The sequence below is a fragment of the Tuberibacillus sp. Marseille-P3662 genome, from assembly GCF_900178005.1.
GTDB lineage: Bacteria > Bacillota > Bacilli > Bacillales > Sporolactobacillaceae > Marseille-P3662.
Genome location: NZ_FXBS01000002.1, coordinates 18,415 through 32,692, shown reverse-complemented (window position 1 = coordinate 32,692; position 14,278 = coordinate 18,415). Strand labels below are relative to the sequence as shown.

Sequence of the window (14,278 nt, the reverse complement as noted above, 5' to 3'; positions counted from 1 at the left end):
GTCATATCATGAAAAAGCACATCATTGTCATCCTTTTGTTTACTTTATGTTTATCACAATTGGCTGGATGCGCTGGTGAACAGCAGGAAAAAGATGATTCTAGAACAATAATGGAGCAAGAGAAAGGTAAACCAGAATTTGCTCAGCAAGAAATCGGCGGTAGTCTTCATAAGTGGTATCAAAAAAATATTACGGGGAAACATGTGAAAATCGCCATACTGGATACGGGAATTGATAGGGAAAGTAAAGACCTTTCAGTTATCAAAGGCAGAAATTTTGTGGGCAATGATCCGGAAAAATTTGATGTTGATAATGGTCATGGCACGAAGATTACCGGGATTATTGGTGCACGAGAAAACCATTTTAACATGCGCGGTATTGCTCCCAAGTCTGACTTATATATTGCGAAAGTGGCCGATGAAAATGGAAACGTTAAATATGAGAACCTCATTGATGGAATTAACTGGGCAATTAAACAAAACGTTAATGTCATTAACATTAGTTTAGAATTCCAAAAAGGGAACTCTAAACTACATGAGGCAATCAAAAGGGCAGCTAACAAAAACATCATTATTATTGCCTCATCAGGAAATATTCTATATCCCGATGACACACATAATTCTTATCCAGGAACATACCCTGAAGTCATTAGTGTAGGCATGCTGAATACGGAAGGTAAGATATATTCCGATGAGTTTAAGAAGAAGAAAGTTGATGTGTATGCCCCGGGGGAAGACATTGTTTCTCTTTGGTTCGATAACAAAATGACGCTTGATACAGGGGTGTCATATGCGACGGCTTATACATCGGGCTACGCAGCTTTAATCATTCAGAAAAAAAGACAAAATGGAGAAAGCTATAATCAACCGCTGATAAAAAATGCATTGCAAGAAAATCTGCAAAAATATATAAAGAGTCAGCGACCTATTTCTCTTGTTTTACTTTTAGCTGTTAAGATGATTAGCATTGTATATGTTATAGGATTAGTGGGCTTCCTGTTAGTGTACTTCATCAGGAAAAGGAAAAGACAAATCAATTTCCCCAAAAAAACAGTCACCATTAGTCTTTCTTTGCTTGTCATCTTGAATATACTGGCTGTGATTGTTTCTCTACTAGGAGGCAAATATCATTTCTGACAAGAGAAGTGTTTCTACCCATGTGAGTTCTGGAGGACTACTGGTTTAAAAATAGCCAATTCCATGTTATAGAATAAACAAAGCAGCCACCGCTCTTATATGGGCAATGGCTGCTTTAACGTATCTGGTTCATTTTATATATGGCAGCTGGCCAGACCATTCTTCTGCAGATAATCTTGATGGTACTCTTCAGCTTTATAAAACGTTGAAGCTGGTGTAATTTCGGTTACGATGGGACGCTTGTAGGCACCAGAATTAACTTTATCTGCCCTTGACCGTTCAGCGGCTGCTTTTTGATCGTTGTCGTGATAAAAAATAGCGGATCTGTATTGTTCCCCAACGTCGTCACTTTGTCGGTTAAGCTGGGTTGGGTCATGATTTTCCCAAAATAAGTTGAGCAAGGCATCATAACTGACCACATTTGGGTCAAATTCAACTTGAACGACTTCAGCATGACCGGTTTTTCCTGATTTCACATCTTCATAGGACGGATTTTCGTAATCCCCTCCAAGATAACCCACTGTTGTCTGTTTCACACCGTCAACGTCCCGGAAAAAGGCTTCTGAACCCCAGAAGCATCCAGCGCCAAAAGTTGCAATCGCCATTTTTGTATAACTCCCTTCGTTGCTTATAATAATGATCATACGAATACAATTAAAAATCCCTCTTCATCAATAAGAAGAGGGATTGGCAGGCTTTATTCATCCGTCTCTTCTTATTTTTCGGCGAATCACCGCAGGAATTAGCACGGTATCCATATGGATCCGTTGCCGAGGTTTCAAAGGGCCAGTCCCTCCACCTCTCTAAATAAGAAGTAAGCTTCATTTTTTTTATAATAAATCTAATATATTCTACAGTAGGCACTGATGTCAATGAATTTGTATGTATTTTTTGCTTAGTTCATCAGAAACTAATCATGCATCAATCATCTAATGACGAAAGGGATGGATTCTCTTGGCAAAAGATGTATTGTGTGAAGTTGAAAATTGTGTCTATTGGGGAGAAGGTAACAAGTGTCATGCTGATGCCATTTATGTCATCAGTCATAATGGGACAAAAGCCTCAGACCAAGAGGAAACGGACTGTAAGACGTTTGAACCTCGACACTAATGAATGAGGAAGACAGCCATACGGCTGTCTTTCTTCACCCAATTTTATCTATAAAATTTATTTTGCCTATAAAATTTTTTCTTAACTACTTGAAAAACAGGATTAAAAACTGGTTTAATGGGTCATGGCAAAGCCTTTTTATTATAACTTTTTGATTGTGGTTTATAAAATAATTTAACCGATAGATTTGGGGTGACAGGCTGTGAATGAAGAAGAGGCTCAATTAGAAGAATCACGTGATGTGGTGATCAGTGCGATAGCTCAAACCATGGTGATTTATGGCGTTACACCTTCCGTAGGGCGGATTTATGGCTTACTTTACTTTTCCGATCGTCCCTTGTCCATGGATGAAATTAAAGAACAAGTGGCGATGAGCAAAGGCAGCGTTAGCAACGGTCTTAGAGAATTGATGGATACCGAGATGGTCAGTAAGGTTTGGAAAAAGGGGCAACGAAAAGATCATTTCATCGCTGAAAAGGACTTTTTTAAGAACTATTTAAACTTCTTTGCGAAAAAATTACGTCAGGAAAGAAGTGTTTTGCTAAAAGCAACGGAAAAAGCTCGACCTGATCTTCTTGAACTAAGAAACAATACAGAATCAGAGGAGCTGCAAGAACAAATTGATCAAGATTTAGAACGGATTAGCGAAACGACTGACTATTTGGATTGGACCTTGCGCCTAGCTTATGCTATGGAAACACGGGATATCTTTGATTACTTCCCAAAAGTTCGTTCTGACAGCGGCGAGTCCCATGAATGATCCAAATGTTAAAATCGATAACGTTTATCAGAGTAACTAAAAAGTCCTACATGTGAGGGCTTTTTTTATGTATGTAAAGATACTGTATGTCCCATCTTTAATTTGATATAATAGTGAAGATTCATATGATATTATTTGACTCAGTTTTCATAAAGTCTTCAAACTATTTTTTGAATTTGTCTGGTAAGATAGTTTATAAATAGAAAGAAATGGGGGGGATTCGCCATGACTAAGAATCACGAACAAGCAAAAAAGAAGCAGCGACGTATACAAAGAGACAAAGCAAAACAGACAAAAAAACAGCGGCAGTGGATAGTTTTGGGGACCGTGTTTATATTGCTTCTTGTCTTTATCATATTAGGTATTGCTTTGAGCCGGCAGGATTCGTCAGATCAGGACACAAGTCAAAATGATCAGCAAGGGTTGAGTTACGAAGGGCAACCTATGACAGGGGACTCAGATGCTCCGGTTAAAGTCGTGGAATTTGGGGACTATCGTTGCATGTATTGCGGTCAATTCGACCAACAAATTTTTCCGCAGTTAAAGAAGCATTTTATTGATACAGGAAAAGTCCAATTTTACTTTATTAATAATACGGTGATTGATCAGAATTCCGTGAAAGCAGCTAACGCCTCTGAAGCGATTTTTGACTTGGCCCCTGATCATTTTTGGGTGTTTCATCATGAACTGTATGATCGGCAAAAAAGTGAAAACGTCAAATGGGTAACGGACGAGCTGTTAGTAGATGCCGCGAAGCAAACAGTTCCGGAGCTTGATATGGGATCATTTAAAGCAGCTCTAGATGATATGAGTTATAAAGATGAGGTTAGCGGGGATAAATCAATGGCCATGTCACTCGATTTACAAGGAACGCCAATGGTGTTTGTCGACGGTGAACTCATACAAGATCCATTTGACTATAAGGCGATTAAAAGCCGTATCCAAACGGCCATCGAAGGGAAGTCAACCGGCAATGAATGATAGCGGTCTGAACGGTCGCTTGTATGGTGCCTGGTTGGTTGCCATCATCGCGACGGTAGGCAGCCTCTATTTTAGTGAAATTGCTGGATTCTTACCCTGCAAATTATGTTGGTTCCAACGGATTTGTATGTATCCGATGGTAATTCTGCTCGGTATTGCCTGTTTTAAAAATGATCGCGGGATGAGTGTCTATCTGTTACCTTTAACTGTCATTGGCGGGTTGATTTCAATCTTGCATCTCGCTGAGCAACATCTTGGGTTGTTTCAAACGATATGTACAGGAACCGTTCCATGCAGCGGCAAGTATATTCAATGGCTCGGGTTTATGACCATTCCACTTCTTGCTTTGATGGCTTTTATTCTTGTTTCTGTTATGCTATGGCGCGATTGGTATCTCTGGCGGCACGAAAGTAAGGAGCGTTCTTAATTGATATTACGAATCCGACAATCATTGATAGTTATATCCGTGCTAATATTGATTATAATGATGATTCATCCGGTTAGCGCTAAGGATGATTCAAAGAAGCAATATATGATTACAAAAGTCACTGGTGTTTATCAAATGACGGTGGAACAAAGCAATAAAATGGAAGTCAAAGTTATTCAATTTAATCAGGATCATCCGAAAGATACAAATGAACCTGCGTCAGATGTGAAAGTATCAGCCGTTTTCCAAAAGGATCAGCAAGCGAAGCCTTTCTCGTTACAGCAAACTGATGATGGCTTATATCAAGGCGATGTTACATTGCCAGAGTCAGGCGAATGGAAGATGGTCGTGATGACTACGATGGATGGGGAGACTGTTGCCACTCATAACGAAACCATCACTGTTGAAAATGCTTCAAACAGTATGATGTGGTTCATCGGTTTAGGTGTTGGGATTGTATTATTGGTCATACTTTTGTTGATCTTTCGCAGACGGAAACCACAAGAATCTTAATGAAGGAACGGTCCTTTTTGGGGGACTGTTCCTATTTTTTTATCTCGTATGTTTTAAAAATATTACAAAGTGAATATAGCGAAATGTCCTATGAATTCGGCAACGAGACATGGTCAATCCCGAATGAACTAGGCGCTCTCTAATACTTGTAACACAACTGTAAGTTATGAAGTGTGTTGTTAGTCAATATCAGTATGATAGAGAATGTTTTTTCAGAGGAGGGTGCTTTATGAAAGCCAATTATGCCTTGTTAAAGAAAGCAGCGGTTACGACGACATTAACGGGAACCGTTTTGGCTATCCCAACCGTAGCGAACGCTCACTTCGGAAACGACCTAATGGCAAAGGGCATGAAGGATGACCATGTTAAAGAACTCCAAAAAGTTTTACATAAAGAAGGCTATTATAAAATCAATAAAACCTCAAACTACTTTGGAGCCGCTACTGAGAAGGCTGTCCGTGATTTTCAAAAAGAACATGACTTGAAAGTAGATGGTTTGGTCGGCCCTAATACGAAACAGGAACTGAATAAAAAGGTTGAATACTCTGGTGAACTGTTGCATCAAGGAAAAAAGGGCGAAGAGGTTAAGACGATTCAAGAAGATCTAGAGAAACTAGGCTATTATCGTGGAGATATCGACGGCATCTATGGTTCAAAAACAAGACTAGCTGTGTTGCGCTTTCAAAAAGAGAATGATATTAAAGTCGATGGCATTGTTGGTCCCAAAACGTTTAAGGCCATGCATCATGATCCTGAGAAGCGAAAGGTAGCGGCTACAGCAACTAAGTCGAAAACAACAACGAATCACACTAATAAGACCGCCCAGTCCAATCATTCTAAAGAAGAGAACAACCCACCAAAAAAAGCACAAACGGCCGTGAAGGAACTTCACGTCGAAAGTACGGCTTATACAGCCTATTGTTCAGGTTGTTCTGGAACAACAGCAACGGGTATTAATCTACGCGCTAATCCCGGTGCTAAAGTAGTAGCGGTTGATCCCGACATCATTCCACTTGGCACAAAGCTCTATATTGAAGGTTATGGTTATGCGGTGGCGGGTGATACAGGTGGAGATATTCAAGGCCGTCGAATTGATGTCTTTATGTCTGATCGAGAGGAGGCTTTGGATTGGGGCAGGAAGACGGTTAAAGTAAAAGTTTTAAATTGATGAATTGAACCCTCCTGTTTGCTTCAGGAGGGATTTTTTTGTTGATACAGAAATGATTATTAGCCGATGCTAAGACGTTCTGTAGGACGCAGGAGAATCGGAAGGGGTGTAAAGTGGTTCGATGATGACGTTATAATGAGCTTCAACGTCTTCCATAGGGTAAATTTTTAACTTGCTTTGATTGCTAAGAATAATGTCAATATTACCTTTAAGAATGTCCATCGGGCGTTCCCCTACTAATTGGCCTTGGTATTCCTCGAAATAGAGGTCGTCCAATTCCCGGCGGAAAGTAAGGTCCATAAAGGCATTAACGAGAACGATTGTTTCACCTTTTTCATCGATCGCGTAGTAATAGTTACCGTAATGGTCGACAATTAAATCACCGCGTTTTTTGATATTCATGACGGTCACCTCAGTTTATAAAGTTATTCTTAATTGTAATACTTATAAAGGGTCAATGGAAATAATGAGACGATAGATAAAGGGAGTGGACATTTTTGCAAATTGAATTCCTTGGAACGGGTGGTGCGATTCGAACGCCTCGACCGGGTTGTCATTGTCAGGTATGTCAGGAGGCTAGAGTCAAGGGGGTTCCTTACAGTCGTAGCGGTCCGGGGGTTTTTATCCATGATATTCAGTTATTGATTGATACTTCAGAAGATATCGCGATGCAGCTCAACCGGGCGAACATCCCATCTGTTAAAGCGTGTTTGTACTCTCATTGGCACCCTGATCATACAATGGGAAGAAGGATATTTGAAACCTTGAATGCCGACTTTAGTCAGTGGCCGCCGGTTAATGGCATGACGGATGTTTATTTTCCTGAACAAGTGGCTGCTGATGCTGAGGCGTACCTTGGGATCCGCGACCATTTTGCATTCATGGAAGATAAACAAAAATCCCTCAGGACGCATACGATCTTGGATGGTGAGCATATTGTTATCAGCGATGTAACGATTACACCGTTGCGGCTAGCGGAGGATTATGTTTATGCTTTTATAATAGAAGATCACCATCATCGTGTTTTAATCGCGCCCGATGAATTAAATGGTTGGATCCCGGATGAATCACTGCAACATATGGATCTCGTCATTTTACCTACAGGTGTATTTGGAACGCATCCCCTTACAGGTGAACAGCATCTCGCTGAGAATCATCCAGTGCTTGATGAGGAAGCGACGTTCCAGGAAACGTTACATATCGTTGAGCGGTTAGCACCTAAGTGCTGTTATTTAACCCATGTGGAGGAACCCGATCGTGTCAGTTACGATGACCTCTGTCAAGTGGAAAAACAATTACAGGCTAAAGAATTGCCGATATCATTTGCTTATGATGGTCTGAAGGTTCATATTTGATATGCTAAAATAGTAGTATAAAAACCAGTAGGGAGATTATTATGCCAGACCAACCACAGGCTAAGAATAAGAACAATTTTAAGAATAAGGGGATTTTGGCGACGATTGGCGCCCTCATTTTGACTAAGCTTAAGTCGATCTTTGCATTACTCAAGCTGTTCAAATTTGGTGGTACGTTTATTAGTTTATTTATTTCATTAGGGGCTTACGCCATATTCTTCGGCTGGACATTTGCCGTTGTCCTCATATACCTTCTTTTCGTCCATGAAATGGGGCATTTAATTGCTGCTAAGCAAAAAGGCTTGAAAACAAGTCCCGCCGTGTTTGTGCCTTTCATGGGTGCCGTTATTGGTCTTAAGGAACAGCCTAAGGATGCCAAAATGGAAGCTTATATTGCATATGCGGGACCATTGGCGGGGCTGATTTCCATCATTCCTGGTGTGGTCATGTACTATTTTGATGGCGGGCTGATATGGGCATTGGTCATTTTTCTAGGGTCTATGCTGAATCTGTTTAACCTTTTTCCGGTATCACCTTTAGATGGTGGGCGCGTTGTAGGTCTGTTATCGACAAAACTTTGGTTTGTCGGTTTGATTGGCATTGCGGTATATTTTTATTTTACCAAGTCTCCGTTAATCCTGTTAATCTTAGTCTTCGGGCTGTTTAACTGGTGGCACCGTGTTCGGGATAATTATCGATTGCGCCGGTTAAAGTTAAGTGAAAAGGCACTTGAGGACCGTCGGGAGTTGCTTAAGGAGCTCCGGAATGACTTGTTTTACCAACACTCATTTCATGATGAAGATGGACCGATTCGTAATGAAGGGATGATATTTTATCTCGTTCGCCATTACAGAACAAAGGCGCAGTCTATTGAAGATGAATTAGCGCCGGTTAACGAGAAATGGTATATTCCATTTTTTCAAGATGACAAAAAATTGGCCCGTGAACAGCTGCGTGAAGAGAAGCAAAAGTATATTAATATGATTCAAGCTGTGCAGGCCATTGAAGATGACGAACAATGGCAATCTCAGATGAGCAGTCTATTAAAGCAGTTACAAAATATCCGTGAAGAACAGCAGACGATGGAGACCTATTACGAAGCTGATACGAAAACAAAATGGAAAGTATTTATTGCCTATATTCTTTTAGCTATCATCTTATCGACAACTTTGTATTATTCACAAATGATCTTAGATTCGATTCGTGGGTATAGTCAATTTATGTAGTTAATACACATGGGTAGACAACAGTTCTATCCATGTGATTTTTAATAAATATTAAGTTAAATTCATTCGTTTATTGGGGGAGGTTATGAGATTGGCTGATCGGGAACATGCAGTCATTACGGTGAATGATACGGAGTATCATGCTCATCCGGGCGACAATTTAATGACGTTCATGCATCAAATGGGTATGGAGCTTCATGGGCTTTGTTACCATGAAAGCTTAGGACCGATTGCGACGTGTGATACGTGCACTGTAGAAGTCAATGGTGAATTAAAGCGTGCCTGTAGTACAGCGATTGAATCCGGAATGAAGGTGAACACGAAAACGCCGGACGCTGAGCAAGCCCAAAAAATAGCGATGAATCGAATCCTCGTGAATCATGAATTGTATTGTACGGTCTGTGATTATAACAACGGAGCCTGTGATGTGCACAATACAGTGAAAGCGATGGGAATTGAACATCAGGATCAGCCGTTTGCGTTCAAACCTTATGAAGAGGATCCTTCAGGGAGTTTTTATCGTTATGACCCTGACCAATGTATTCAATGTGGCCGCTGTGTCGAAGCGTGTCAAAATGTCGAAGTGAACGAAACACTGTCCATTGACTGGTCACTGGATCAACCCCGGGTGATGTGGGATGGTGGAACATCGATTGATGACTCAAGTTGTGTTAACTGCGGTCAATGCGTGACCGTTTGTCCATGTAATGCCTTGATGGAAAAGTCAATGGTTGGGGAAGCCGGTTACATGACGGGTCTTGAAAAGGGGACAATGCGTTCGATGATCGATTTAACGAAAAAAGTAGAAAATGGCTATGGTACATTAATGTCAGTATCGGATTCGGAAGCGGCGATGCGCGAGGAACGGATTGAAAAGACGAAAACCGTGTGTACGTATTGTGGCGTGGGCTGTTCATTTGATGTATGGACAAAAGATCGAAAAATCTTAAAAGTTGAACCACAACCGGATTCACCTGCCAACGGTATCTCTTCTTGTGTCAAAGGAAAATTTGGTTGGGATTATGTCAATAGTGATGAGCGCCTGACCAAACCGTTAGTGCGTAAAGGGGATCGCTTTCATGAAGTCGAGTGGGAGGAGGCATTGGACGTTATCAAAACTAACCTGTCATCCATTAAACAAAAAGATGGAAGCGATGCCATTGGTTTGATTTCATCATCGAAAGCGACCAATGAGGAGTCATACTTAATGCAGAAATTAGGTCGACAAGTGATCGGGACCAATAATATTGATAATTGTTCAAGATACTGTCAGGCACCGGCCACAAAAGGATTGTTTAGAACTGTCGGCTATGGTGGTGACAGTGGTTCAATGTCAGATTTAGAAAAAGCGGATTTAGTCATAACCATTGGTTCTAACACTGCAGAGTCCCATCCGGTGCTTGCTTCCAAAATTAGGCGGGCGCATAAACTAAACGGTCAAGGGCTTATAGTTGCTGATATTCGTAAGCATGAGATGGCAGAAAGAGCAGATGTATTTATCCAACCAAAGCCCGGTACTGATCTTGTGTGGTTATCTGCTGTAACTCACTATATTCTAGAACAGGGTTGGGAAGATGCCGCTTTTTTATCAGAACGTGTTAACGGATTAGACGATTACCGAGAGCATCTCGAAAAATATACATTAGACCAAGCGGAACAAATTACAGGTTTGTCGAAGGCTATGTTGACAAAAGTTGCTGAGACGATTCATAACGCTGGTTCTGTGTCCATTTGTTGGGCGATGGGGGTTACACAGCAGAAAGGCGGGAGTGACACGTCTACAGCCATTTCAAACCTTCTATTAGTCACAGGCAATTATGGTCGTCCTGGGACAGGGGCTTATCCGCTACGAGGTCATAATAATGTCCAAGGCTGCAGTGACTTCGGTAGTATGCCGAATACATTCCCTGGTTATGAGCCAATTGATAATGATGAGGTGCGTAAGCGCTATGAACAAGCTTGGGGGACAGAGCTCCCAGATGAACCGGGGTTGGATAATCATGAAATGGTTGAAGCGATTCATGATGATCAGCTGAAGGCCCTCTATTTGCAAGGTGAAGATATGGGTATCGTTGATTCCAATATGAATCATGTCCAAGCGGCTTATGAAAAACTGGACTTTTTCGTCGTTCAGGAATTGTTCTTAACAAAGACGGCCCAATATGCGGATGTTGTTTTACCTGCCGTTCCAAGCTTAGAAAAAGCAGGAACATTTACGAATACCGAAAGACGCATTCAACGATTGTACCAAGTGCTTGAACCGTTGGGTGATGCTAAGCCAGATTGGCAGATCATCCAGTTGATAGCGAATCACCTGGGGGCAGATTGGCGTTATCATCATCCATCAGCAATTATGGATGAAGCTGCTAGTCTTGCCAACTTGTTTAAAGGGGTTAGCTATGACTTACTTGAAGGGTATCAAAGTTTACAATGGCCGGTTAGAGCTGATGGAACGGATGAGCCATTGCTGTATACCAAGGCATTTGCATTTGAGGATGGTAAGGCTCGTTTGTTCCCTGTCGATTGGACCGAAACGACAGGCACGGATGATGAGTATGATTTACACGTTAATAATGGTCGCTTGCTTGAACATTTTCATGAAGGCAATATGACTTATAAGTCGGAAGGCATTACGCGTAAAACACCTAAGGCTTTTTTTGAAGTCTCTCCTGATTTGGCGGAAGATAGAGGTATTAAAGATGGATCAGTCGCCCGGTTAGTGTCAAGACACGGCGCTGCCAAGGGTCATATCCTTGTGACCGACCGCGTAAAAGATAAGGAAATCTATGTGCCTATGAATGATAACGGCGAGGCTGCGATCAACCGGTTGACGTCTAGCGAGGTTGATAAGGACACTGATACACCGGCTTATAAGGATACGGCTGTGCGAATGGACGTTTTGGAAGTTGAAGGTGCACGACCCATGCCGGATAACAATCACCGTTATGGCAAGCGGACACCACAGCAAGGCGTCCTTGTCGAGAACAAATGGGCCAGAGATGATTACGTTTTTCCAGGTGAAGTCATTCGTAAGAAAAAGGAGATGAGTCGACATGGCAAAACCGATAACCGATATTGAACCTATAAAGATGTCTGAAGATGAGCAAAAGCAGAAGGATACAGAAGACATCCTAACAGCTCTAATAGACAATAAGGCATCGGTTCTGGAATGCTTGGAATTATTGCATCATTTACATGAACGCGGCATCCTTGAATTGCTGAACGGCATGTTCGGTCAAGGTGACAGGGTCATGGGAATAGCGGCACGGGAATTCAATAAACCCGGCATAAGTCATTCTTTAGATCACATGATGAATATGGCGCAAATGCTGGGTGAGATTGATGTGCATCAATTCAAAGGGCTGGCGACGAATATTAACGAAGGCATGAGCAATGCGGCAAAGCATTTAGAGGCTGGGGAAAAAGTGTCGATGTTCGATCTTGTTAAAGCATTGAAAGACCCAGAGATTAATCGAACGGTCACAGCGTTACTAAGTTTTTTAAAAGGCGCAGGTAAAGAGGTCTGATTTTCTCATTTTATAAAGCCAAAAAAAGGGGCTGCCGTTTAGACAGCCCTTTAAGTATGTCTACTTAAAGAAGTCCTTGTTCAATTGGATGTACTGCTGCTCTTCCTCAGGAACTTCTTCCTCAGGATAGATGGCTTCTACCGGACAAACGGCTTCACAAGCTCCGCAATCGATGCAGATATCAGGATCGATATAAAACATATCGTCGCCTTCGACAATGCAATCAACCGGACATGTTTCAACACATTCGCCTGATTTTTCTCCGACACAAGGTGAAGTGATAACAAATGCCATTGGTGTTGAACTCCTTTCTATAATCTTGAGACATTATACTCTATAGAATCTTACACTATCCTAGTATGCCGAACTTCACAAAAAATTTCAAACCAAAAATTCATATGAATGGAAGCACAGGCTGGCAACATAACTCCAAAAATACAAAGCAAAATGGAACAATAAGGAGTATCATGTTAAGTAAGGGGATAAAACATAGAGATTGAGTGGAAATGAAAAACGAGCCATCCGAACACACATCGGATGGCTTGAGACTTGACTTATAAAGTTTTTACAACTTCAGTGTCTGGATCAGGTGCGCCGCTTGGCGGGCCTATGTCCTGATGTTTAAATATAAAAGTAGTGACTCCTCCAAACATCAATGAAGCAATAATACTGATTTTAAGCATTTTATTCATAAGATGCACCCCTTTAATTAATATCGTCTCGTGTTTTTTTGGCTAAACGATAGTATTCGCTCGCCCGTTTATAATGTTTTTTATTATAATATATATCTCCCAAAACTTCTGCGTATTCAACAATTTTGTCTAATCTTTTAGAACTTTTGTAGTAAGGTAACGCTTTGTTCTTTAGCAAATTCTCATATGAATGGTCGTAAATTTGATTCGCTTTCTTGTAAATGATCTCCAAGAATAAAGGGTACTCTTTACCGTAATTTCCACATCTTATCAATTCTCTAGCCCTGTCCAACTCCTTATTGCATTGAGGAATATCATTTAGATAATAATAAGACTCGGCAATAGAGACTTGACTGGACACCGCTAAATGACTAGTCTCACCAAGTAAGTCTATTATATTTTTAAAGTAGTCAATTGATTGGTGAAATTCATTATTATACGCACTAATCACAGCAAGGTTGTAATAAACAACCGATTTTCGATAATCATCATTTAATAGCTCAATAAACTTCAAGGCTTGAGTATAGTGGTATTCGGCTTGGCGGTAATTTTTCATCGCCCGGCTGCTAATGCCGAGTATGACTTGGCAATCAGCGATGCGTTTTAAATTATATTGTTTATTAAAAATATCCAACCCTTTGTTGGCATAGTCCATGGCTCTTGTGAATTGAACATGATTACTATGAACGAGAGCAATTTGGTACCATAACTCACCGGTTTCTGCTTCTCCCAAAGTGAGTTCTTGGATGGCCTTCTCAGCCTTTTCAAAATGGACGATCGCATCGTCATAGGCATTGACAGCGCCATAGTAGATGCCGAGAAAGTGATGATAATAATAAAGCAATTCGTCATCCATCAGTTCATGATATTGCTCGACATTGGCTATTCTTTCTTTGGCTTTTTCAAAATTACTTTTTGCTGTTAAGTATTTTATTTGGAACAAATCAAACCTTATGTTCAGTAAGGGAGATTGTGCTTTTCCCAAACTTTCCTCAATCCGGTCTTTGTAATCTTCATAATCATAAAAGACTTTGTCCCTGATTTCTTTGTACCAATGATCCAAAAGTCGCCTTGTTTCCTCAAGTTGAGCTTGGTTGTCGACATCCTCATAGGCGATGCCTAAGCGATCACATAGGAGTTTAGCGACTTCATCGCTGGATTTGTCCCCATGTTCAATCTTGCTTAGATAGGACACGGAACAAATCCCTTCCGCCAATTTCTCAAGGGTCAGACCAGTCTGCTTCCTATAATATCGTATTCGCTGTCCTATCATAAGATTCCTTCCTTTAACAACTTGGGAAAATTGTCTGTTAACACCCTTGTTCGTCCTATGACTTTCGTACTTTTTTCCCAATAAAAGAGTACCAGAATTTCTGTTATTAT

16 protein-coding genes and 1 riboswitch are annotated in these 14,278 nt (G+C 41.0%); of the genes, 11 read left to right on the top strand and 5 right to left on the bottom strand.

Annotated elements, in window-relative coordinates; genetic code table 11:
* Nucleotides 1-8: 8 nt before the first annotated feature.
* Nucleotides 9-1,136, top strand: coding sequence for a S8 family serine peptidase (locus B9Y89_RS00290; protein ID WP_085520512.1), 1,128 nt, complete (start codon nt 9-11; stop codon nt 1,134-1,136).
* A gap of 134 nt (nt 1,137-1,270) precedes the next feature.
* On the opposite strand, the gene msrA is transcribed toward B9Y89_RS00290, so the two are convergent.
* The gene (gene msrA, locus B9Y89_RS00285) at nt 1,271-1,741 is read right to left on the bottom strand and encodes a peptide-methionine (S)-S-oxide reductase MsrA (protein ID WP_085520510.1); all 471 of its coding nucleotides are present in this window, start codon (nt 1,739-1,741) and stop codon (nt 1,271-1,273) included.
* 107 nt (nt 1,742-1,848) lie between these two features.
* Nucleotides 1,849-1,950, bottom strand: a riboswitch (SAM riboswitch).
* A gap of 140 nt (nt 1,951-2,090) precedes the next feature.
* On the opposite strand from msrA, the gene B9Y89_RS00280 reads away from it, so the two are divergent.
* The 6 genes from B9Y89_RS00280 to B9Y89_RS00255 all read left to right on the top strand — a co-directional run bounded on the left by B9Y89_RS00280 (nt 2,091) and on the right by B9Y89_RS00255 (nt 6,095).
* Nucleotides 2,091-2,246, top strand: coding sequence for a DUF1540 domain-containing protein (locus tag B9Y89_RS00280; protein WP_085520508.1), 156 nt, complete (start codon nt 2,091-2,093; stop codon nt 2,244-2,246).
* A gap of 202 nt (nt 2,247-2,448) precedes the next feature.
* A complete protein-coding gene (locus B9Y89_RS00275) occupies nt 2,449-3,006 on the top strand; it encodes a GbsR/MarR family transcriptional regulator (protein ID WP_085520506.1) in 558 nt (185 codons plus the stop codon).
* 225 nt (nt 3,007-3,231) lie between these two features.
* Complete coding sequence (locus tag B9Y89_RS00270; RefSeq protein WP_085520504.1) at nt 3,232-3,987, top strand: DsbA family protein; 756 nt, start codon at nt 3,232-3,234, stop codon at nt 3,985-3,987.
* Nucleotides 3,980-4,414: a disulfide oxidoreductase gene (locus tag B9Y89_RS00265; protein ID WP_085520502.1), complete on the top strand. Its 435-nt coding sequence runs from the start codon at nt 3,980-3,982 to the stop codon at nt 4,412-4,414. Before B9Y89_RS00270 ends, B9Y89_RS00265 begins: the two co-directional genes overlap by 8 nt.
* Nucleotides 4,415-4,927: a FixH family protein gene (locus B9Y89_RS00260; RefSeq protein WP_085520500.1), complete on the top strand. Its 513-nt coding sequence runs from the start codon at nt 4,415-4,417 to the stop codon at nt 4,925-4,927.
* A 229-nt stretch (nt 4,928-5,156) separates the two neighbouring features.
* Entirely contained in the window at nt 5,157-6,095 is a 939-nt protein-coding gene (locus B9Y89_RS00255) for a peptidoglycan-binding protein (protein WP_176222046.1), read from the top strand.
* 69 nt (nt 6,096-6,164) lie between these two features.
* Here the strand turns inward: B9Y89_RS00255 and B9Y89_RS00250 are convergent, their stop codons facing one another.
* Entirely contained in the window at nt 6,165-6,497 is a 333-nt protein-coding gene (locus B9Y89_RS00250; protein WP_085520497.1) for a hypothetical protein, read from the bottom strand.
* 95 nt (nt 6,498-6,592) lie between these two features.
* Here B9Y89_RS00250 and B9Y89_RS00245 point away from each other — a divergent pair, with 95 nt between their 5' ends.
* The 4 genes from B9Y89_RS00245 (at nt 6,593) to B9Y89_RS00230 (ending at nt 12,203) form a co-directional block, all read left to right on the top strand.
* Nucleotides 6,593-7,450, top strand: a complete 858-nt coding sequence (locus B9Y89_RS00245; protein ID WP_085520495.1) for an MBL fold metallo-hydrolase — start codon at nt 6,593-6,595, stop codon at nt 7,448-7,450.
* Nucleotides 7,451-7,491: 41 nt separating this feature from the next.
* Nucleotides 7,492-8,676 carry a site-2 protease family protein gene (locus B9Y89_RS00240; protein ID WP_085520494.1) on the top strand — a complete coding sequence of 395 codons (1,185 nt, stop codon included), beginning with the start codon at nt 7,492-7,494 and terminating at the stop codon, nt 8,674-8,676.
* A gap of 85 nt (nt 8,677-8,761) precedes the next feature.
* Entirely contained in the window at nt 8,762-11,755 is a 2,994-nt protein-coding gene (fdhF, locus tag B9Y89_RS00235; protein ID WP_139822659.1) for a formate dehydrogenase subunit alpha, read from the top strand.
* Nucleotides 11,730-12,203, top strand: coding sequence for a helical membrane plugin domain-containing protein (locus tag B9Y89_RS00230; RefSeq protein WP_085520490.1), 474 nt, complete (start codon nt 11,730-11,732; stop codon nt 12,201-12,203). Before fdhF ends, B9Y89_RS00230 begins: the two co-directional genes overlap by 26 nt.
* 60 nt (nt 12,204-12,263) lie before the next feature.
* Here the strand turns inward: B9Y89_RS00230 and B9Y89_RS00225 are convergent, their stop codons facing one another.
* From B9Y89_RS00225 to B9Y89_RS00220, 3 genes are all read right to left on the bottom strand, one after another.
* Entirely contained in the window at nt 12,264-12,497 is a 234-nt protein-coding gene (locus B9Y89_RS00225; RefSeq protein WP_085520488.1) for an indolepyruvate ferredoxin oxidoreductase subunit alpha, read from the bottom strand.
* A gap of 260 nt (nt 12,498-12,757) precedes the next feature.
* The gene (locus B9Y89_RS18865) at nt 12,758-12,895 is read right to left on the bottom strand and encodes a hypothetical protein (protein WP_176222045.1); all 138 of its coding nucleotides are present in this window, start codon (nt 12,893-12,895) and stop codon (nt 12,758-12,760) included.
* A 13-nt stretch (nt 12,896-12,908) separates the two neighbouring features.
* Nucleotides 12,909-14,168, bottom strand: a complete 1,260-nt coding sequence (locus B9Y89_RS00220) for a helix-turn-helix domain-containing protein (RefSeq protein ID WP_085520486.1) — start codon at nt 14,166-14,168, stop codon at nt 12,909-12,911.
* Nucleotides 14,169-14,278 lie beyond the last annotated feature (110 nt).

Excerpts from the sequence above, each read along its gene's own strand:
- B9Y89_RS00290 (WP_085520512.1), top strand. The coding sequence starts at position 9 with ATGAAAAAGCACATCATTGTCATCCTTTTGTTTACTTTATGTTTATCA.
- msrA (WP_085520510.1), bottom strand. The coding sequence starts at position 1,741 with ATGGCGATTGCAACTTTTGGCGCTGGATGCTTCTGGGGTTCAGAAGCC.
- B9Y89_RS00270 (WP_085520504.1), top strand. The coding sequence starts at position 3,232 with ATGACTAAGAATCACGAACAAGCAAAAAAGAAGCAGCGACGTATACAA.
- B9Y89_RS00265 (WP_085520502.1), top strand. The coding sequence starts at position 3,980 with ATGAATGATAGCGGTCTGAACGGTCGCTTGTATGGTGCCTGGTTGGTT.
- B9Y89_RS00255 (WP_176222046.1), top strand. The coding sequence starts at position 5,157 with ATGAAAGCCAATTATGCCTTGTTAAAGAAAGCAGCGGTTACGACGACA.
- B9Y89_RS00250 (WP_085520497.1), bottom strand. The coding sequence starts at position 6,497 with ATGAATATCAAAAAACGCGGTGATTTAATTGTCGACCATTACGGTAAC.
- B9Y89_RS00240 (WP_085520494.1), top strand. The coding sequence starts at position 7,492 with ATGCCAGACCAACCACAGGCTAAGAATAAGAACAATTTTAAGAATAAG.
- fdhF (WP_139822659.1), top strand. The coding sequence starts at position 8,762 with ATGAGATTGGCTGATCGGGAACATGCAGTCATTACGGTGAATGATACG.
- B9Y89_RS00230 (WP_085520490.1), top strand. The coding sequence starts at position 11,730 with ATGGCAAAACCGATAACCGATATTGAACCTATAAAGATGTCTGAAGAT.
- B9Y89_RS00225 (WP_085520488.1), bottom strand. The coding sequence starts at position 12,497 with ATGGCATTTGTTATCACTTCACCTTGTGTCGGAGAAAAATCAGGCGAA.
- B9Y89_RS18865 (WP_176222045.1), bottom strand. The coding sequence starts at position 12,895 with ATGAATAAAATGCTTAAAATCAGTATTATTGCTTCATTGATGTTTGGA.
- B9Y89_RS00220 (WP_085520486.1), bottom strand. The coding sequence starts at position 14,168 with ATGATAGGACAGCGAATACGATATTATAGGAAGCAGACTGGTCTGACC.